General features: G+C 67.2%; 20 protein-coding genes. 4 read left to right on the forward strand and 16 right to left on the reverse strand.

Annotation, left to right across the window (positions count from 1 at the left end; translation table 11 throughout):
- Positions 1-23 precede the first annotated feature (23 nt).
- The 10 genes from AC1DN0_RS11875 to AC1DN0_RS11920 all read right to left on the reverse strand — a co-directional run bounded on the left by AC1DN0_RS11875 (position 24) and on the right by AC1DN0_RS11920 (position 9870).
- The gene (locus AC1DN0_RS11875; RefSeq protein WP_441628481.1) at positions 24-788 is read right to left on the reverse strand and encodes a hypothetical protein; all 765 of its coding nucleotides are present in this window, start codon (positions 786-788) and stop codon (positions 24-26) included.
- A gap of 20 nt (positions 789-808) precedes the next feature.
- Positions 809-1981, reverse strand: a complete 1173-nt coding sequence (locus AC1DN0_RS11880; RefSeq protein WP_477145737.1) for a glutathionylspermidine synthase family protein — start codon at positions 1979-1981, stop codon at positions 809-811.
- The gene (locus AC1DN0_RS11885) at positions 1978-3384 is read right to left on the reverse strand and encodes a saccharopine dehydrogenase C-terminal domain-containing protein (protein WP_441628485.1); all 1407 of its coding nucleotides are present in this window, start codon (positions 3382-3384) and stop codon (positions 1978-1980) included. The genes AC1DN0_RS11880 and AC1DN0_RS11885 overlap by 4 nt, the downstream gene beginning before the upstream one ends.
- Positions 3385-3531: 147 nt before the next feature.
- Entirely contained in the window at positions 3532-4494 is a 963-nt protein-coding gene (locus AC1DN0_RS11890) for a phosphatidate cytidylyltransferase (protein ID WP_477145738.1), read from the reverse strand.
- 6 nt (positions 4495-4500) lie between these two features.
- Complete coding sequence (locus tag AC1DN0_RS11895) at positions 4501-5127, reverse strand: lysophospholipid acyltransferase family protein (RefSeq protein ID WP_441628489.1); 627 nt, start codon at positions 5125-5127, stop codon at positions 4501-4503.
- A 6-nt stretch (positions 5128-5133) separates the two neighbouring features.
- Entirely contained in the window at positions 5134-5604 is a 471-nt protein-coding gene (locus tag AC1DN0_RS11900) for a hypothetical protein (protein ID WP_441628491.1), read from the reverse strand.
- Entirely contained in the window at positions 5585-7000 is a 1416-nt protein-coding gene (locus tag AC1DN0_RS11905; protein ID WP_477145743.1) for a phosphatase PAP2/dual specificity phosphatase family protein, read from the reverse strand. The genes AC1DN0_RS11900 and AC1DN0_RS11905 overlap by 20 nt, the downstream gene beginning before the upstream one ends.
- Positions 7000-8781, reverse strand: a complete 1782-nt coding sequence (locus tag AC1DN0_RS11910; protein WP_441628493.1) for a bifunctional alpha/beta hydrolase/class I SAM-dependent methyltransferase — start codon at positions 8779-8781, stop codon at positions 7000-7002. Before AC1DN0_RS11910 ends, AC1DN0_RS11905 begins: the two co-directional genes overlap by 1 nt.
- Positions 8782-8811: 30 nt before the next feature.
- On the reverse strand, positions 8812-9453 hold the full coding sequence (locus tag AC1DN0_RS11915; protein WP_441628495.1) for a CDP-alcohol phosphatidyltransferase family protein: 642 nt from the start codon (positions 9451-9453) through the stop codon (positions 8812-8814).
- Between the two features lie 183 nt (positions 9454-9636).
- Entirely contained in the window at positions 9637-9870 is a 234-nt protein-coding gene (locus AC1DN0_RS11920; protein ID WP_441628497.1) for a hypothetical protein, read from the reverse strand.
- A gap of 109 nt (positions 9871-9979) precedes the next feature.
- On the opposite strand from AC1DN0_RS11920, the gene AC1DN0_RS11925 reads away from it, so the two are divergent.
- On the forward strand, positions 9980-10246 hold the full coding sequence (locus tag AC1DN0_RS11925; RefSeq protein WP_035862830.1) for a hypothetical protein: 267 nt from the start codon (positions 9980-9982) through the stop codon (positions 10244-10246).
- Between the two features lie 23 nt (positions 10247-10269).
- Here the strand turns inward: AC1DN0_RS11925 and AC1DN0_RS11930 are convergent, their stop codons facing one another.
- Together AC1DN0_RS11930 and AC1DN0_RS11935 are read right to left on the reverse strand one after the other, a co-directional pair.
- On the reverse strand, positions 10270-11112 hold the full coding sequence (locus tag AC1DN0_RS11930) for a beta-keto acid cleavage family enzyme (RefSeq protein ID WP_441628499.1): 843 nt from the start codon (positions 11110-11112) through the stop codon (positions 10270-10272).
- 62 nt (positions 11113-11174) lie between these two features.
- Positions 11175-12149, reverse strand: coding sequence for a 3-hydroxyacyl-CoA dehydrogenase family protein (locus AC1DN0_RS11935; RefSeq protein ID WP_441628501.1), 975 nt, complete (start codon positions 12147-12149; stop codon positions 11175-11177).
- Between the two features lie 199 nt (positions 12150-12348).
- On the opposite strand from AC1DN0_RS11935, the gene AC1DN0_RS11940 reads away from it, so the two are divergent.
- A complete protein-coding gene (locus AC1DN0_RS11940; protein WP_441628503.1) occupies positions 12349-13275 on the forward strand; it encodes a LysR family transcriptional regulator in 927 nt (308 codons plus the stop codon).
- Positions 13276-13330: 55 nt separating this feature from the next.
- Here AC1DN0_RS11940 and AC1DN0_RS11945 read toward each other — a convergent pair whose 3' ends face one another.
- Both AC1DN0_RS11945 and AC1DN0_RS11950 read right to left on the reverse strand, forming a co-directional pair.
- On the reverse strand, positions 13331-14056 hold the full coding sequence (locus AC1DN0_RS11945; protein ID WP_441628505.1) for a GntR family transcriptional regulator: 726 nt from the start codon (positions 14054-14056) through the stop codon (positions 13331-13333).
- A gap of 10 nt (positions 14057-14066) precedes the next feature.
- The gene (locus AC1DN0_RS11950; RefSeq protein ID WP_477102542.1) at positions 14067-15857 is read right to left on the reverse strand and encodes an IlvD/Edd family dehydratase; all 1791 of its coding nucleotides are present in this window, start codon (positions 15855-15857) and stop codon (positions 14067-14069) included.
- A gap of 242 nt (positions 15858-16099) precedes the next feature.
- Between AC1DN0_RS11950 and AC1DN0_RS11955 the strand changes: the two genes are divergently transcribed.
- Positions 16100-17134 carry a Bug family tripartite tricarboxylate transporter substrate binding protein gene (locus tag AC1DN0_RS11955; RefSeq protein WP_441628509.1) on the forward strand — a complete coding sequence of 345 codons (1035 nt, stop codon included), beginning with the start codon at positions 16100-16102 and terminating at the stop codon, positions 17132-17134.
- A gap of 235 nt (positions 17135-17369) precedes the next feature.
- Positions 17370-17909, forward strand: coding sequence for a hypothetical protein (locus AC1DN0_RS11960; RefSeq protein ID WP_441628511.1), 540 nt, complete (start codon positions 17370-17372; stop codon positions 17907-17909).
- A gap of 25 nt (positions 17910-17934) precedes the next feature.
- On the opposite strand, the gene AC1DN0_RS11965 is transcribed toward AC1DN0_RS11960, so the two are convergent.
- Together AC1DN0_RS11965 and AC1DN0_RS11970 are read right to left on the reverse strand one after the other, a co-directional pair.
- Positions 17935-18318, reverse strand: coding sequence for a cupin domain-containing protein (locus tag AC1DN0_RS11965; RefSeq protein WP_035862823.1), 384 nt, complete (start codon positions 18316-18318; stop codon positions 17935-17937).
- Positions 18319-18405: 87 nt separating this feature from the next.
- Entirely contained in the window at positions 18406-18882 is a 477-nt protein-coding gene (locus AC1DN0_RS11970) for a hypothetical protein (RefSeq protein WP_441628513.1), read from the reverse strand.
- Positions 18883-19015 lie beyond the last annotated feature (133 nt).

The following is a 19015-nucleotide window of genomic DNA, read 5'->3' on the forward strand; positions in this document are numbered from 1 at the left end:
ATGGAATCGCGCGGTGCGCCGCCTCAACCGCCACCTGAGCGGCCGGACCCGCCAAAGCGGCTGGTAAAGCCGCCGCGCGAGGATACCGGCGCCCGGCTGACCGCGGCCGATCGCATCGAGATACCGCCGGTCACACCGCGCCCGAGGCTGCTCCGGCGCAGCGTGGCCTCCTCCACCATGGTCGCATGCGGCGTGCCAGGCGCCTCGGCGATACGGGAGAGGCTGCCGTTACTGTCGTACACGCCCATCGGACGCGCGGCGCCGCCCGACATATCGCGCCGGGTCTGCGTGCCGTCGGGATGGTAGACCGTACCCGACTGGGTGTAGTACGGCCCGTACCAGCGGGCCACGGTGCCGCCGTAATACCCACCATGATAGCCACCGCCATGGCCGCCGCCGCTGCTCCCGCTGCCATTGCCACTGCCGGCATTGCTGCCGGCTGTATCCGCGAGGCTGGAGGCGTAGATATCGTCAACCGGCACGCTCTCGCAATCCTCGGGTGCATTCCAGTCGGCTTCGCAGTCGGCCTGCGATGCGTAGCTGGCGCGCCGCACGGTCACGGCTTCATCGTCCCCGTCGTCGCTGCATGAGCCGATGGCCGCGACGCCGGCAGCCAGCGCGCAGGCGCCGATCAGCCACAGGGCCGGCGAGCGGGATTTGCGCTGGCCGCGCGGGACGGACGCAGCCTGGCCGGGCCATGCCGACCGGCTGGAGCCGCTTGCCCGCGGCTGGTACGGGCTGCCGTATTTTGACGGCTGGCCGCCCTTCTTGCCTTTCTTCCTGGCCATTGCTCTGTCTTTCTCCGGGCTTACGATTGCTGAAAATAATGCGGGACGAAGAAGCTGGTGTTCTTCGCGATCGGACCCAGTTCCTCACGCACGCACAGGCCGGCGGGCACGTCATCCACAAGCCATACGCCGAGCGTGGTGAACCGTTCGTCAAAGCGCTGCGCGGGCGCGTAGGCCTGGTAGATGAAGCCTTCCTCGCCGTACTCGCCGGGATTCTCGAAGCGGCCCTGCGGCGTCACCAGCGACACGCTTTCGCCCTCACGCGACAGGAAGGGCTTCCTCGCGTATGAGCGCCCCGCAAAGGTGCCCTCGCTGAACGAAGCCTCCAGCAAATTGGGATGGCCGGGGAACAAGTCCCACAGGATCGGCAGGATGGCCTTGTTGGACAGCACGGCCTYCCATGGCGGCTCGACCCAGCGCACCGCGCTGCCCGCCAGTTCGGCACGGTAATCGGAAGTGGCCATCCATTCCCACGGATAAAGCTTGAACACCAGTTCCATCGGCCGGTCGTCGCCGTCGAAGAACCCGCCGCGTCCATCGGAGCCAACCTCCGCCAGTTCGGTCATCTTGACCGACCAGCCCGCCTGCAGCGCCGTATCCATCAGGTACTCCACATTGCAGACATCTTCCTGGCTGTCATACATGCAGGCGAAGTGCAATACCGTGGCGTCGCGGTAATGGCGGCGCAGCCATTGCCAGCGCGACACGAGCGCTTCGTGCAGGCTGTTGAACTGGTCGGCATCCGGCCGCACGGCCTCCTTCCAGAACCACTGCGCCAGGCTCGACTCGATCAGCGAGGTGGGCGTATCGGCGTTGAACTCGTACATCTTGGGCACGCCAAGCGCATCCATGGTCATGTCGAAGCGGCCAAACAGCGTCGGCTCGTCGCGATCCCAGGAGGTGCGGATCAGCTCCGCGAAATCCGGGGCAATGGCGAGCCGCGCAAACAGGTCGTGGTCGATCACGTGCTGCACGGCCTCCAGGCAGCGCTGGTTCAGGTCCAGCGCCGCGGCATACAGCGCCTCGATCTCCTGTGCCTCAAACTCATAGGCAACATCCTCGCGCCAGTAGAAGAAGGTATTGCGGTCTACCTGGCGCGGCAGGTTCTGTTCGTCGAGCGAGTGGAAATGAAAGCCGATGCGCTCAAGCTGCTGCGGCCAGTCGGCGCGCGGGGTCTGTGGAACACGTTTCATGGCAGGGCAATTTCCGCGGCCAGGGGCGCGGGAGCGGCAAGGAGGAATTCGTCGAAGGCCAGCGTGCGGCGGCCCGGCATGGGCGTCCAGTCGGTAAAGCGGGTAACCAGCGGCGCCCACCACCCGGCGGCGTGCTCAAGCACCGCCTGGTGATCCATGGCATCGGACTCGGTGACACCACGCGCCGGATTGGCCTGCGCCCAGCGCATCGCGGCGACGATGCTGGAAGCCACCTGCAGGCTGGTGGCGGAGTTGTGCGGCGCCAGTGCGCGAGCCCGCTGTATGTCGAGTTGCGAACCGTGCCACACCGCGCCGTAACGTCCGCTCATCAGCAGCACGCCGAGTTCGTCCACGCCATCCGTGATCTCTGCCTTGAGGATACGGTGGCTGGCAATACGGCCTGCGTCGCGCTCGCCCAGCCACTGCATCGAAGCCAGCGTGGCCCGGGTGGGCCGATAGGCGTAGTAGGCGGTGGGCCGGTACGGCGGCTGCCCATGCGCGGTACAACTGAGGTACTCGGCAATCGAGATCGACTCGTTGTGCGTGATCAGGTAGGCATCGAACGGCCCATGCAGCGCGGACCAGGAACGCACGCGCGTGCGATGGCCGGGCCGGTCCAGCACGATGGCCGCGCCGCTGCCGTAGCTGTGGCGCCTGCCCTCCGGGGGCAGCGCCGGCTCATGGCTGCCCCACCCGAGTTCGGCGTCCTGCAGGCATTCGGTGATGAAGCCGTCGGCCGACCAGGTGTTGGCGAACTCGCCGTGCGCGGGATAGCCCGGCGCGGACTGGCTGTCGTACTCGGCCACCTGGATCACGCGCACATCGAGCCGGCGCGCGAGCGCGGCCCAGCCGGCCCGATCCGCTGGCTGCGCGTCGGGCAAGCCGGGGATGCCCGCGTGCCGCGCCAGTTTCAGCAAGGCGGCCTTGACCAGCAGGGAAACCAGGCCGGGGTTGGCGCCGTGCGCGACCAGCGCGGTGGACATCCGCTCGCGGCCGTGGGCAAACGCCAGCATTTCGCTGCGCAAGGCGTAATTGCCGAGCGGGGAAGCGTCCGCAGCGTCCTCGTAGTCCCAGGGCTCGATGCCGCTATCGAGGTAAAGCGACTGGTGCGCCTGCGCGAGCGCGATCAGGTCGCGGCTGCATACTGCAGGCGCCAGGTTGAGCAGGAAGGTTTGCGGCCCGAGCAACGGGCCCAGCAGCCGGGTGTGGCTCCCGGGTGTGACGGTGGCATGCACTGGCGCCGCGCGGTATTGCGACGCGAGTGACAGCCGGTGCGCGTCCATCGCCCGGTCCACCACCGTGACGGCGGCCTCCGGGTAGGCATGGGCCAGCAATGGCAGGATGGCCTGGCCGATGCAGCCGAACCCGACAATAACGATTTGCTCGATGCGCTTGCTTGACATGGTGATATGGCTGCCGGCCGGGCACCTCGGGTGCCGTACCGGTAAAGAGTCCGTACGCCTTCAAGACGACTCAAGGTGACAGACTGAATGGCGAAGTGAATGGATGAGACCAATGGGCGAGAACGGGGCGGCGCGCGGACGCTCCGCTCAGGGCACCCACCAGTAACGGGTGATGTGGAAGAASAYCGGCGCGGCGAACACTACGGAATCCAGCCGGTCSAGCATGCCRCCRTGGCCCTSGATCATGTGGCCCCAGTCCTTGATGTTGCGGTCGCGCTTGATCGCCGACATCACCAGACCGCCAAGGAAACCCATCAAGGCAATCACCAGCGCGATCAGGCCCGCTTTCCAGGGAGAGCCGTAGGGCGTGATCCACCACAGCGAGGCACCCAGCGCGGTGGCGCTGGCCACGCCGCCGATAAAGCCTTCCACCGTCTTCGACGGCGACAGCAGCGGCGCGATCTTGGTCTTGCCGAGCAGCTTGCCCCACACGTACTGCAACACGTCGCTGCCCTGCACCACGATCACCAGGAAGGCGATCAGCAACAGGTTGCGATCCTCGAAGCCGGGAATCGGCAAGGTCAGCAACGCAGGCACGTGCGAGATGCAGAACACGCAGATCATCACTGCCCACTGCACTCCCGCGCAGCGTTCGAGGAAGCGCGTGGTCTCCGCCGACAGCGCCGAGAGGATGGGCAGGATCAGGAAGGCGTAGACCGGGATAAAAATCGAAAACAGCCCATACCAGCCGATATGCACCAGCACATACTGCAGCGGCAGGAAGACGAAGAAGGCGGCGACGATGGCGCGGTGATCGCCGCGCCGGGTGGTGGTGATGGTGATGAACTCGCGCAAGGCGAAGAACGACAACAGATAAAACAGCACGACAATGGCGGTCCGCCCCGCGGCGAACGCCACCCCGAGCACGCCGATCATCCACCACCACGCCGATACCCGCGCGGCCAGATTATCGATCACCGCATGCGGGCCGCCCCGGGCAATGCGCCAGCGCAGCAGCGCGGTCACGATGGAGGCCAGCACAAGCACGCCCAGCACCCCGCCGAACAGCAGCCAGGTCTCGTGCATCATGGTCAGGTGAGGAAGGTTCATAGGTTCTCAGTCCAGCGCAGGCGCCAGCGACAACAGGCCTGCGCGGCAGCGCGCCAGGAAATCGTCCTTGGCTTCTTCCGCGCCAAGGGTCAGCGGCTTGCCGAAGGTAACGGTGCACAGCAGCGGCACCGGCACGAACTCGCCCTTGGGCATCACGCGGTTGAGGTTATCGATCCACACGGGGACGAACTCCACGTCCCGGCAAACGCACGCCAGGTGGTAGATGCCGCTCTTGAAGGGCAGGAGCCGCTCGTCGGTGGTATTGCGCGTGCCTTCGGGAAACAGGATCAGCGAGTCGCCGCGGCGCACGGCATGCTCCATCAGTGCCACCGGGTCGCTGCCCGGGTCGCTGCGTGTGCGGTCGATCAGCAGCGCGTTGAACACATCCTTGCCGATGAAACGGCGCAAGCCCGATTTGTTCCAGTAGTCCGCGCCCGCCACCGGCCGCGTCAGCGGCCGCAGGTCCGGCGGCAGGCAGCCCCAGATCAGCACGAAATCGCCGTGGCTGCTGTGGTTGGCAAAGTAGATGCGCTGCACCGCGGCGGGCAGGCAGCCGTTCCAGCGGGCCTGCATGCCGGTCAGCAGGCCCGCGAACAGGATGATGGCGCGTGCCACCAGTTTGGAAAGCCACATCTTCCGTTATCTCAGCAGCAGTAGCAGCAAGGCCACCAGTAATTGGAGGGCAGCCAGCGCCCCCGCCCAGTGAAGGAAGCGCAATGCGCCGCGAGCGCGTTGCGCCAGGGAGCGCCCGCCGGACCCGGGCCTGGCCCAGCCCAGCCGCACGAGCGCCTGGTCCAGCGAGCCCAGCATCTCGTCCGTGCCGGCGCTTTGCGAAATATCGGCAAGCGCCGCGAACAGCCGGTGATCGATTGCCACCCGCGCCAGCAGCCACAACTGCACGGCGCCGGACAGGGCCGCCACGATGCCCAGCACCAGGTAGACCTGGCCCGCCGGCGACAAGGTGCCGGCCAGCAGCAGGTTGATCAGCGCCAGCACCAGCCCGGCCCAGAGCAGCCGTGCCGCGCCGTCGAGGCCACCCACCGCGGCGTGCGCCACCCAGCGCTGCGCGGCAACGCCGAGGGGCTCGTCATCATGCATCGGGACCGACATAGCCTGCTCCCCCTGAAGACTGTGCAGCCGCCTGCCGGCGGCCGACGAATTGCGATAGCGCGTCCACGCTGTCCGGGCCCAGCACCACGGCCGGCCGGCCCTTGCGCAGCAGCGCCAGCGCCTGTCCGGCATCGTGCGCGCCGGCACGGCCTGCCAGCCAGGCGGCTGCCACCAGCGCGCTGCGCGAGTAGCCAAGCGCGCAGCATACAAGCACTTTGCGGCCGTCGCGATGCCATGTGTCGAGCACGGCCACCGCTTCATCCAGTTGCGCCTGCGTCGGCACGGTCAGGTCCAGCACCGGCACGCAACGATACAGCGTAGCGCTTGCCAGCCGCGGCAGCTCGGCGGTCAGGTCCAGCACGGCATCCGCCCCGAGCCGGCGCAGTTCGCCGCCGCCGGGAAAACGGCCGACCCAAAGCCCGGGCACGATCTCGCTGGCGCCGGACTGGCTGCGGGTCCACCAGCGCGAATTGGCGAGCGCCCCTAGCAGATAAGGCGCCAGCACCCAGTGCGCGGCCATCGGCATCGTGCCGTCGTGTCCCTTCTGGAACAGGCCAGGCACGCCTTGCCGGTATATCGCCGCGACACAAGCCAGGGACAGGGCCAGCCAGCCCAGCAGCAGCGCCGCGAGCGCCGACACCGGCAACAGCGCCAAGGCAACCGCGCCTACGGCCACGGCACCGGCGGYGTAGCGCCCGGCAAGCTGCCGCGTGCGGGCGCGGGCAGCGGGCCCGCCAATCCACCGCCCCTGCCCGAAGGGAAACAGGAAGACGCAGAACCAGCCCACCAGCCAGCCGGTAGGCACGTCGATGGCATGGTGCTGGTATGTGGTCAGCACCGACACGCCAATCAGGACGAACCAGCCGTGCAGCAGCCAGCGCCATCCGCCTCGCGCGTGGATGGCGTAAGCCACCCACAGGATCACCAGCAAGCTGATATGCAGCGAGGGCGCCTGGTTGAACGGCTTGTCGAAGCCACCCAGCAACGTGAACAGGTGACCGGGCAAGCCGTCAGCCTGCGGGCGGTCGAAGGCAAAGCGCAAGGGGAAGGCGATGAAACACGCCACCGAGATCACTTGCGCCGCCAGCAGGCGCCTGGCGTGCACGAGCAGTTCGGCACGCGTGCGCCACAGGAAGAACGACAAGCCGTAGAGCAGGTCGATCGACCAGTACGGCACGATGCTCCAGGGCACGAAGGGTATGCGCCGCTCCCATTCAAAGTAAAAGAACGGGACTTCGGCGCGCTGGCTCGCCAGCCAGTTGGCCAGACCATACGAGGAAAAGAACAAGGCCCCCATGCCGGCCAGCAGGACCAGCGCCAGGCCCCATGGACGAGCCTCGGCGGGCGCCACGGCAGCTCCCCTTCCCGCCCTGTCCTCGCCCTGCTCGCGCAGCATCATGCCGTCCTGCGCGCCAGGCTGACCGTGAAGATGCCCCACGGATCGATACGCTGCGCAACCTTCTCGAAACCAGCCTGCCGGACCAGTTCGTCCATCTCCGCCTGCGAGCGGCGCCGCATCACCCACGCCGAGCCGGCACGGTGGCTGGTGAGCGCGCGCGCGATGAATTCCAGCTGCGGGTGCCAGGGCTGGCCGGTATAGACCAGATAGCCGCCGGGGGGCACCGCGCGCGACAGTCCGCCCAGCGAACGCGCCACCATGGCGTTGTCGCCGAACAGTTCATAGAGGCCGGAGACAATGGCCAGCGTGGGAGCCGGGTCGAGCGCCGCGAGATCGTCGCCGTCGAAGGCGTCGCCCTTCTCGAAGCGGGCGATATCGGAAAGCCCCTTGCTGCGGATCAGCGCGCGCCCCTGCATGACGTTGATATCGCTGTAGTCGCGCAGCAGAATGCTTTGCACCTGTTGCGCGGCAGTGCCATTGAAGCCCTTGGCGGCCAGCGCCTCCAGGACGTAGCGGCCGTGGCCCGCGGCGATATCGACGATGCGCACCGGCGCGCCGGCAGCGCGCAGGCTGCCGATGGCCATGCCCAGCAGTTCCTCGATATTCACCTTGCGCTGGCGAATCCCCCGCCAGCCGATSGCGTCCAGGTAGTTGCGGTCGACCACCGGACCGACGCCAAACCGCCCTTGCGCCTGATTACAGTAAACGTAATCCAACGTGGAGCCCGAATCGAATCCGGTCTGGTGCCCGAGCCGCACGCCGTCGGACAGCAGGCCGCCGAATTTCAGGCCAGCCCGCGTCAAGGCCCAGTAGATGCCGGCCGGGCTGGCCGCGGACAGCGGACGCGCCAGCCGGTCTGACTCTTCCTTGAAAGCGCCGCTGCGGTCGGCGTCGAGCAGCGTGACAGGCGGCGATGGCGATTCGAACTCGCGCACGATAAAGCGCCGCGCCGCCGCCACAGCCTGCGCCCGATCGCGCTCGCCGAGGGTGTCGTGGTAGAAGCCGTCCAGCACGATGCGCTCCTTGACGCTGGAACCCAGGCGCTCGTAAAACGCGTCCTGCGGCGCGCGGTGCACCACCCAGTCGGCGCCAGAGATCAGCAATTGCGTGGGCACAGTGATGGCGGCCGCATCGGCCACGATACGATCGGCCGTCTCGTAGAGATCCAGCAGGATATTGACCGCGATCGGACGCGTAATCAGCGGATCTTGCTGATAACTGGCAATGCGTTCCAGGTCGTGCGTCAGGAACTTCGCCTTGACGTAGCTGTCGACGAAGAACTTGCCACGCAGCTTGTGCATGAGCTTCAGGCCTGGCCGCGCGAACGGCACGTAAAGCTTGACCTTGAACGCTGGCGAGGCAAGCACCAGGCAGCGAATCCGCGGTGCATAGTCATGCACCCAGGTGGAAGCCAGTACCGCGCCCACGCTCTGGGCTACCACCGCGATGCGTTCCACCGGGATGCCATGGACCGCCGCGATATGGTCGACAAAGGTCTGGATATCGCGCACGGACGTGGCCAGGCTGGGGCTATAGCCGCGCTCGCCGGGCGAACGTCCATGGCCGCGCGCGTCCCAGGCGAAGAATGCGTGGCCGGGCAAGCCCAGTTCGTCCACCAGGTGGGCGATACGGCCCGAGTGCTCATGCCCGCGGTGGAACAGCACGACGGCGCCCTGCGGTGCGTTGTCCGCGGTTGGCCAATGCCGGTAGAACAGCGACTGGCCATCGTGGGTTTCGAACTGCGCCTCGACGGGGGTACGGCTGGTTTGACTATCCACGTAGTATCACTCCACGGGTTGGGAAGAGGATCAGGCGCGCGGTGCCGCCTGTGCACGTGCCTGGCGTAGCTGTTCCGCCTCGGCCACGCCGCGGCGCACCCGGTTGGCGATGGTAAGCAGCGACAGCAGCGACAACAGTACCCACAACCAGTGCGCGGCATATGCGAGGCTCAGGCCGAGCCCGACCCACAAGCCCAGCGCGCCCAGCACCAGGGCCCGGTCGCTCTTGCCAAGCGGGCCGTCATAGCGCCGGCTGGCGCCGGCCAGCGGCCCGATCAGGCCGGCGCACTCGACGATCACGGCCAGGACGGCGAAGACCATGACCTCCCCCGCGCCGAAAGGCGAAACCAGGGCAAATGGCAGGATCAGCGCAAGATCGGAGACGATGTCGCCCAGTTCGTTGAGATAGGCGCCCAGCACGCTTTGCTGGCCATGTTCGCGCGCCAGCATGCCGTCGACGGCGTTAAGGGCCATGCGCATGAACAGCCAGACTGGCATCAGCAGGAAGACTGCGGGCAGCCAGGCCAGCGCGGCCACCAGGGCGCCAATGACCAATGAGCCCGCGGCGGCGGCGAGCGTCACCTGGTTGGCGGTCACGCCGCGCGCGGCGAGGTGCTTCACCAACGGTCGCAGAAGTGCCTGGAATTTCGGTTTGATCTGGTAAAGCGTCATGTTCCATGGCCGTTGAGGCCTTATGTTATTGGCGGCCATGGTGCCTGTACGCACGGCAACCGGCCATGTCAGTTCCCTGCCCCGGCCTCCCGGCCGCCTCCTTGGCGCCCGTCCGGTGTGCTGCGTTCCCGACAATCGGCAAGCATAGCCGGATATTGCACGCTTACGTCATTTTTTAAGAATTTATGAGATTTTCGACACATTCAAGACACGTTTGACAGGCTGCGGCAGCGCGCTGCGTTGCTTTACATGATTGGAGATGCGGCGCGATTTCGCAATATTTTGGATGTCCTGACGGGCATTGCGCGAAATTGCAAGAATTTGGAGAAATCGAAAGGCCGGGCCAGCAACCGCACGGCATAGCGCGGGCAGTGGTTGAGTACCTGGCTGCCCGGCCTGGCGGTCGGGGACATGCATGACAGCATTGTCATGTGCCAGTCATGTTGCCGTGGGCGCGTGCTTTTTAGACTGTCAGCACGGTCGATCCATGCCGGTCGCCGCCCCCTTGAATCCTCGGAGAAAAAGAATGCGTACTCTCAAGCAAGCCCTGCTGGCCACTGCCATTGCCACCACGCTGGCCGGTGCCGCCGGCCTCGCCAGCGCCGCCTCGCGCAGTGTCGACCCGTACCTTGACGGTGCCGCCACCGGCCAGGCCCGGGATATCTATACGCAGGGCGCCAGCAAGCTCGGTGCGCGCGACCCGTTCACCGATGGCGCGCACAACGGCGCGCGCGACCCCTTCACCGACGGCGCCCGCAACGGCACGCGCGACAAGTTCAGCGACGGCGCATGAGCCTCCTCGCTGATCGCCGGGATTCAGCGGATCTCGCTGTAGATATGCCTGGCCTGCTCGGCCGTGGCTAGCGGGCGGCCCAGCGTCCGCGCTCCCTCCGCCGCCTGCCCGACAAGCGCCGCGTTGCCTGGCGCGGTGCTGCCATCGCGCAGCTTCAGGTTGTTCTCGAAGCCCACCCGCACATGCCCGCCAAAGGCGGCGGCCGTGGTCACGCAGGCATTCTCCTCGCGCCCGAAGGCGCAGATCGCCCACGGCAGCGTGCCGTCGAAGGCCTGCAGGAACGGCAGCAGGTCGCGTGGTGACGAAACCTGCCCCGCCGAATACCGGCCCAGCACAAACAGCACCGACCATGCCCCCGGCGGCACCAGGCCGCGCGCGCGCAGCGCTTGCCAGCGCGCTACATCGGCCGCGTCGTACAGGATCATCTGCGCCATCACCCGCTCCCGCGCCAGCCAGCCCAGGAAATCGCCCAGTTCCGCCTCGGGGATATCCGGCACCGCGATTTCGCGCAAGCCGATGGAAACCGCCTCGGGACGGAGTTCGCGCACCATCGCGATCTGTTCCGCGGCGCGGTAGATGCCGGCGGCTTCGCTGGTCACCTGCACCAGCAGTTGATCGCCGACCTCCCGCTTCACGGCGGCAAGCGCTTCGCGATAGATCTGCGCATCCAGGGAGTGGCGCCCGTCGGGCTGGCGCACGTGCATGTGCATCATGGCCGCGCCGGCTTCGAGGCAAGCCCGCGCCTCGGCCGCCAGCGCCGCCGCGGTCGTCGGCACGGCCTGGTGGTCGGCGGCGGTCTTGTAGGCGCCATTGGGCGCCACGGTAATGATCAGCGGCGAATCCGCCAGCAAGATTTGTTCACTCATATTGCACTCGGTGTCGGTGTGGCCGGGGTCGCCCGGCAGGCCTCAGTCGGATACTGAAAGGTTCAGGGTTGGATCTTGGGCAGCTCCGGCGCGATCAGGTCTAGCCCCGCGCGCAGCAAGCGATCGTAACGCTCACGTTCGGCCGCGATGGTCTCGGGCGTCCACTGGTAAAACCCTTCGCCGCTCTTCATGCCGTGGCGGCCGTCCGCCGCGCGCTCGGTCAGGCACCGGGCCGGCACCGCCGAGTTGTTGAAGGTGGGATACATGGTAGCGCCGGCCGCCGCGTGCACGTCGATGCCGGCATGGTCGCGCTGCATGACCGGCCCTGCGGCCAGGAAGCGGAAGCCAAAGCCGAAGCGCACCGCCGCGTCCACATCCTCGGGCGAAGCGATGCCGCGGTCGATCAGATCGAAAGCTTCGCGCGACAAGGCGTGCTGCAGGCGATTGGCGAGGAAACCGGGCAAGTCTTTCTTCACCTTGACCGGCACCATGCCGCAACGGCGCATGAAGGCGATCAGGGCGTCCGCGCCAGCCTCGGCACTGCCCTCTCCCAACACCACCTCCACCAGCGGAACCAGGTGCGCAGGCATGAAGAAATGCAAGCCGAACATGCGCTCGCGGGTGGGCAGGCCTTCGCCGATGGCGCTGATCGGAAAGCTGGAACTATTGCTGGCAAGCATGGCGTCGGGGCGCGCGCGCTGCACCAGGTCGGCGAACAGGGCGCGCTTGATGTCGAGCCGCTCGGGAATGCATTCGATCACCAGGTCCACGGTGCTCCAGTCGACGGCTTCGAGCGATGGGGCCACGGTCAGCCCGGCCAGGCCGGCTTCGGCTGCCGGCCCGATCGCCGCAAGATTGGCGGCGACCTTTGCCGCCACCGCGGCGGCGCGCTGCGCCTCGGTCTCCACCACCGTGGTGCGGCAGTGCGCGCGGGCGAGCACCACGGCCACGTCGGCGCCCATGGTGCCGCCGCCCACCACCACGGCATGGGTGGCGCCGGGAGCGGCTAGAGAAAAGGTTACGGGGGCTTCGGCCATGGTGTTCCTTTGTACTGTCTGTCGGGCGTTGTCGTTGGGGCAGCGTGACCACGCTTGCCATGCAAATATGGCTAACGCAGCGCTTTGCCATTGGTCATGGCGCCCCGGTCTGGCGGGATCGAGCGCCAGTGTAGACAAGCCGCTTTGATTGATGAATCAGATTTTTTGGATAAAATGATCGGCAGATGAGATCAATCCCATGAAAATCAACCTGTCGATGCGCGATGTCGAGACCACGTTGGTGCTTGGCCGGACCCTTAACTTCCGCCAGGCCGCGGGGCAGTTGCACTTGTCGCAGTCGGCGCTTTCGACCCAGATCCTGCGCATTGAGGATTCCCTGGGCGTGCGGCTGTTCGACCGCACCACGCGCACGGTGCGGCTGACCGCGGCGGGCGAGGTCTTCATGCAGCAGGCGGCGATCCTGCAGGCGGCCTTCCGCGATGCCATCGATGCGGTCAGCGGCATTGCCAGCGCCGAACGCGGCCAGGTTGCCGTGGCCGCCCTGCCGTCGCTGGCCGCCCGTTTGCTGCCGCGCGTGCTGATGGCCTATCGCCGGGACCACCCCAAGGTTGCGCTGAAGGTCTACGACACGCTCTCCGGCCCCGCTTTCGACCTGGTGCGCGCCGGCGAGGTGGATTTCGCGCTGACAGCAGCCGATCCGCAGCAGGCCGACCTGCACTATGACCCCATGATGTCGGACCGCTTCGTGCTGCTGATTCCCGGCGAGCACCCGCTGGCGCAGGGCAAGGGGCCGCTGCGGTGGGCCGACACCGTCAGCGCCGAACACGTTTCGATGACGCACCCCAGCAGCGTGCGCCAGTATGCCGAATGGGCTTTCCTGCAGAACCGGATCCGCTTCCAGCCGGTGTTCGAGGCCGAGCACCTTGCCACCATCGCGGCGATGGTGGAATGCGGCTTCGGCGTTGCCGCGCTGCCGGAGATCGCGGCCGGCACCGTGCGCCAGTCCGGCATCGTCGAGCGCCTGCTCACCGCGCCGGTGACGGAGCGCTCCATCGGGCTGGTGACAGCGCGCAACCGCAGCCTGTCGCCGGCGGCGGCGGCTCTGGTCGGCGTGTTGCGCGCCCACTTGGCCCAGGCCGGCGGCGGCGTGCCCGCAGCCGTATGAGAGGCGTGACGGCCACCTCGCCCGGCGCGCCGGCCTGGTGGCACGCGAATCAATACTATGCCGGCCCGCCGGCGCGTTCACGCTCCGCCGCAAGGTAAGCATCGCGCGAAGGCAGCAGGTGATTGCGGCACAGCGCAATCAATGCCTCGCGCCGCCCTTCGCGCAATGCTTCGATCATGGCCCAGTGCTCCTGCCTGGCGCGTTCGCGATAGCCCGCCGCCGCCAGCGAGCCAAAGCGGATCGGATGGGCGCGCCGCGCGTATTCCTCGATGGCTTGCCGCAGCACCGCGTTATCGACCAGCGCGAACAGCTCGCGATGAAAGCGCTGGTTGATGCGGAACACGGCGCGCGCATCGCCGGCGGCTACGGCGACGTCGTGTTCCTGCTGCACCGACACCAGCGCCTGCAGGCGCACCGGCGGCACCGGCAGCGCGATCAGGCTGGCGGCGTGCGCTTCCAGCACCTCCCGCAAGGCATACAGCTCCATCACCTCGCGCGCCGGAAAGGCCCGCACCACGGCACCGACATTGCGCTTGCGCTCGACCACGCCCATGCCTTCCAGCGTGACAAGCAACTGGCGCACCACATGGCGCTTCAGGCCAAAGCGCGCCATCAGGTCGTCCTCGACCAGCCGCTCGCGCGGACTCAGCAAGCCGAAGACGATGTCTTCCTCGAGGATGGCGGCGGCGGCCAGCAGCGCATCCGCACCGCTGCCGGGCGCATCGTCCTGGTTGCCCTGCACCGCCTGCGCATGCGTACCTGCACGGGTTGGTCGATCCATGACAAGGCCCTCAGGACTGGCGCGGCACGGTTTCGTTGGTCTGCGCGGCGCGGAGGAAATCGAAGTCCACGCCCTGGTCGGCCTGCGTCACCGTGGCCAGGAACAGCTTGCGATAGCCGCGCTCGGCGGTGGGCCGCACCACCTCATGCTCGGCCGCACGGCGCGCCAGTTCGGCGTCGTCGACCAGCAGGGATATCTCGCGCCGGGCTACCGACAAGCGGATGCGGTCACCGCTGCGCACGTGGGCAAGCGGGCCGCCGATGGCGGCTTCCGGCGTAACGTGCAGCACGATGGTGCCGGCCGCGGTTCCGCTCATGCGGCCGTCCGAGATGCGCACCATGTCCTTGACGCCGGCGCGTGCAAGCTTCCTGGGAATCGGCATATAGCCGGCCTCGGGCATGCCGGGGGCGCCGGTTGGCCCGATGCGCTTGAGCACCAGGATGTCGTTGGCCCTCACGTCGAGAGTCTCGTCGTCGATGCGCAGGGCCATGTCCTCGGCATTCTCGAACACCACCGCGCGCCCTTCATGCTCCATCAGCACCGGATCGGCGGCGGACTGCTTGATGATGGCGCCACCCGGAGCGAGGTTGCCGCGCAGCACGGCAAGGCCCCCCACCGGGTAGATCGGCGCATCGAAGGGACGGATCACATCCTGCGCGAACGGCGCGGGCGCGGCGTCCAGTTCCTCGCCCAGCGTGCGGCCGGATACGGTGAGCGTGTCGAGATGCAGCAGCGGGCGCAGCTCGCGCAGCAGCGCCGGCATGCCGCCCGCCGCGTGGAAGTCTTCCATGTAGTGCTGGCCGGAGGGTTTCAGGTCAACCAGTACCGGCGTCTCGCGGCTCATGCGGTCCAGCCCCGCCAGGTCGATGTCGATGCCCAGCCGGCCGGCGATGGCGGTCAGGTGCACGATGCCGTTGGTGGACCCGCCGATGGCCAGCAGCACGCGGATGGCGTTCTCGATGGCCTTGCCGGTAAGGATACGGTCCGGCGTCAGGCCGGAGCGGGCCATGGCCACGGCGGTGGTGCCGGTGCGCTCGGCCACCCGCACGCGGTCGGCTGTGACCGCTGGCGCCGAGGCGCCGCCCGCCACCATCATGCCGAGCGCCTCGGTCAGGCAGGCCATGGTGCTGGCCGTGCCCATCACCGAGCAGGTGCCCACGCTGGCAACGAGCTGGTTGTTCACGTCGGCAATCTCGGCCGCGTCGATCTCCTCGGCGCGGTAGCGGCCCCAATAGCGGCGGCAGTCCGTGCAGGCACCCACGCGCTCGCCGCGATGCGAGCCGGTCAGCATCGAACCCGTGACCAGCTGGATCGCCGGCACGCCGGCCGAGGCCGCGCCCATCAGTTGCGCGGGCACCGTCTTGTCGCAACCGCCGATCAGTACCACCGCATCCATCGGCTGGGCGCGGATCATTTCCTCGGTGTCCATCGACATGAGGTTGCGCAGGTACATGCTGGTCGGCGCGGAGAAGCTCTCATGCACCGAGATGGTGGGAAAGTCCACCGGCAGCCCGCCCGCCAGCATGACGCCGCGCTTCACGGCTTCCACCAACTGCGGTGCGTTGCCATGGCAAGGGTTGTAGCTGCTGTTGGTGTTGACGATGCCGATCACCGGGCGCGAAAGCGCGTCGTCGGTATAGCCCGCGCCCTTGATGAAGGCCTTGCGCAGAAACAGCGAAAAGCCCTTGTCACCGTAGTTGGTCAGCCCCTTGCCCAGCCCGCTCTCGGCGTCATGCGCGGGCTCGAAGGGGTCCTGCGCCGCAGTAGAGGGGTTCTTGGGGGAGTCCTGGGAGCCGGCCATTCTTATCTCCAATAATATTATTGATAATCCAGGAGGGCATGATAGCTGGCACGGCAATACCGACGCAATGGGAAATTGGATCCGCTGGCTTTAATTGAAAATTCAGATCAGTCGATAGAAAACTTCTGATTCTTCAATCAAGAGACGCCCCCTACACTCTGCCGTAGCGACGAGCCGGGCGTCCCGCGCTGCACTGCAGCGCAAGTTTTCCCATTCATACCAACCCGGCGCAGGAGATCCTCATGACCGGCATTCGACGCCCCGCTCGCCACAGCGTTTCCGCGCCCCGGCGCCAACTGTTGCTTTCCGTCCTGGCCACTGCCGGCGCGTTGCTGGCAGGCGCCATCGCCTTCCCCGGCCTGGCCGCCGCGGCCGACTATCCTTCCAAGCCGATCCGGCTGGTTGTGCCCTATCCCCCTGGTGGCGCCACCGACGTCATTGGCCGCACGCTGGCCCAGCACCTGTCCAGCGCGCTAGGCCAACAGGTCGTGGTCGACAACCGTGCCGGCGCCGCCGGCAATATCGGCGCGGAACTGGTGGCCAAGGCTCCGGCCGACGGCTACACCTTGCTGATGGGCGCGCTGACCAGCCATGCGATCAACGCTGCGCTGTACAAGAGCCGCGTTTCCTATGACATCGAGAAAAGCTTTGCCCCGGTGGCAATCGTCGGCACCGTGCCGCTGGTGTTCGTGGTCAATCCCAGCGTCAAGGCCAGCAGCCTGCCGCAACTGATCGCGCTGGCCAAATCCACCCCCGGCACGATTACCTTCGCCTCCGCCGGCAACGGTTCGCCGCAGCACCTGGCCGGCGAGATGTTCAAGCGCATGGCGGGCGTGGACATGCTGCACGTGCCGTACAAAGGCAGCGGCCCCGCCATGACCGATCTGATCGGCGGCCAGGTGCTCAGCATGGTCGAGACCGTGCCGGCGGCGCAGGCCTACGTCAAAGGCGGCAAGATCCGCGCGCTGGCCGTCACCACCAGCGAGCGCGTGACGGCGCTGCCTGATGTCCCGACCGCCAGCGAAGCGGGCCTGAAGGACTTCGAGGTCAACTCCATGTTCGGCATCGTGGCGCCGGCCGGCACCCCGGCCCCAGTGGTGGACCGGCTCAACGCGGAACTGAAGAAGATCCTCGCCGAACCCGACGTGAAGGCCTCGCTGCTCAAGCAAGGTGCCATCGCCACCTGGACCACGCCGGCGCAAACGCAGGCCCGCATCAAGTCCGAGCTGGCGAAATGGACGGCGGTGATCCGGGAAGCCGGTGTCAAGCCTGAGTAAACGCGGCGGAACTAAGCGCGGCGGAACGCCCGAGGGCTGGCCATGCGAGCCCTCGCATCCGGCATGGCGTTGCCCGCCCCGTCGCGCAAGTGACGCGGCGGGCGCAGTTCGCTCCGGCTCTTGACACCCCGATGATTGCGCCTATCATGACAAGCGCAATGCTGCGCCGCAGCAAGCAATGATTGCCACCGGCGAAATCCCTTCGCACGCGTTGCATCGTCCATCGGAGACGCTTATGGCCACCCCCTCTCACTCCGAAGTCATCGAAGTGCCCGCGCCCTATCCGGGCATGGCTTTTGGCCTGGTTGGCGCGTGGGCGCAAGTGGCCCAGAAGATCGGCGCGCTGAACCTGGAAACCGCCAGGGCCGCGGTCGCCGAGAGCAGCGAGTACTTTCGCGAAGCGGTAACGCAGCCGCTGGGCTTCGCCTTGTTCCGGCCGGAACTGGCCGACGTGATTACCGAGCACTTTGCCGCGTATGCCAACAGCCTGCAAGAAATCCTGTTCGGCGCGAACGGCGAATTTACCGGCGAACTGCAACGCCAGCTCGCCGCGATGACCGGTCAGGATCCGTTTCAGTGGTGCCTGATGGGACGGGATTTCCTGCCGGACTATGGCAGCACCCTGCCCAACATGAGCGTGGCGATGACGGGGTGGGTCGCGGCCTGCCTGCCGGGCGCCAAGCCGCTGCCTGTAGCAACAGCCGAACCCGCGCAGCGCAAAACGCCGCTGCTGGCAGCACCGGCCGACGCCAGGCCGGGCGCGGCAGCGGAATAAGCCGGAGCGCGGTTGCCCAGGTCAACTAGACCTCGACCACCAGCATGGAGGCCGCCGCATTGCCCGTCACCCGGCTCAGATGGCCCTTGCCGGTAACGTCTTCCAGCAGCAATGCGCTTCCCGCGCCGAGGGACCGGCGCTGCCCGTCCGAAGCTTCGAACTCCATCTCACTACTGAGCAGGACAATCCACATGCGGATTGGGGAAGGATGGAGTTCGCCGCGCCACCCGCAAGGCAGCAGCAGGAAACCGTAGCGGGATGCCTGCCCGAACGCCGAAACGTTGAACGCCGGCGCGGGCGGAGCGAACTGGCGGGGGACGGTCTCGATCGCAACCGGCCCGAAGTGGGATTCTCCGGCTGCGTCGGCATGGATTCGCTCATAGGCTAGTACCGGCGTCAGCGATGCCATCTCAACCCTCCCGTACACACGAAAAGCGCTGATCAGGAAAGTCCGTATCAGCGCTCGCCAGGCCGCCCCGCTTTCCGGCATGGGCCGTCACTGGCAGGCGGTACCGGGCACAGGCTTGCCCGAGTGGGTCACGCCCTGGCACGCGTCGCCGACATTGGTATCGGCATCGAAGGCCGCGCTGTTGTACGGCTTGAGCCGGCCGGCTACCGTGCAGCAAAAACGCGGCTCCGACGGGGCCTGCGCAGCCGGAGCAGCCGACGTGGGCGGCGGCGGCGGCGGGGGCGGCGCGTTCTTCACCATGCGGGCGGAGGTGGGCGCTTGCGCCGGGCTTGCGGTGGGCGCCGGAGCGGGGGCGGGGGCAGGAGCGGGAGCAGCGCGAGAAGCTGGCTGCCTGGAGGCCTGGGCGGCGGCATCCTGCTCATCGTCATCGGGGGAAACGCACTGGCCCTTCTGGCAGATTCGCTCCCCTTTGCACTGCATGTCATATTGGCAACCCGCTGCATTCGCATGCAGCGGTAGCGCTATCGCCATCGACGTGGCGAACAGCAAGCCCAGCGTTCTCATATGCCCTCCTACGCGACCGCCATCGATAAACGCTCACGCAGCGTCCCCACTCAGCGCTAGCGCCATCTTCAGCCTCCGGCATCTGCGGCCCGGCGGCCCTGGCCTCCTGGCTGAACACCGGGTTGGCCGGAGC

Source organism: Cupriavidus sp. 05N39 (genome assembly GCF_056397325.1).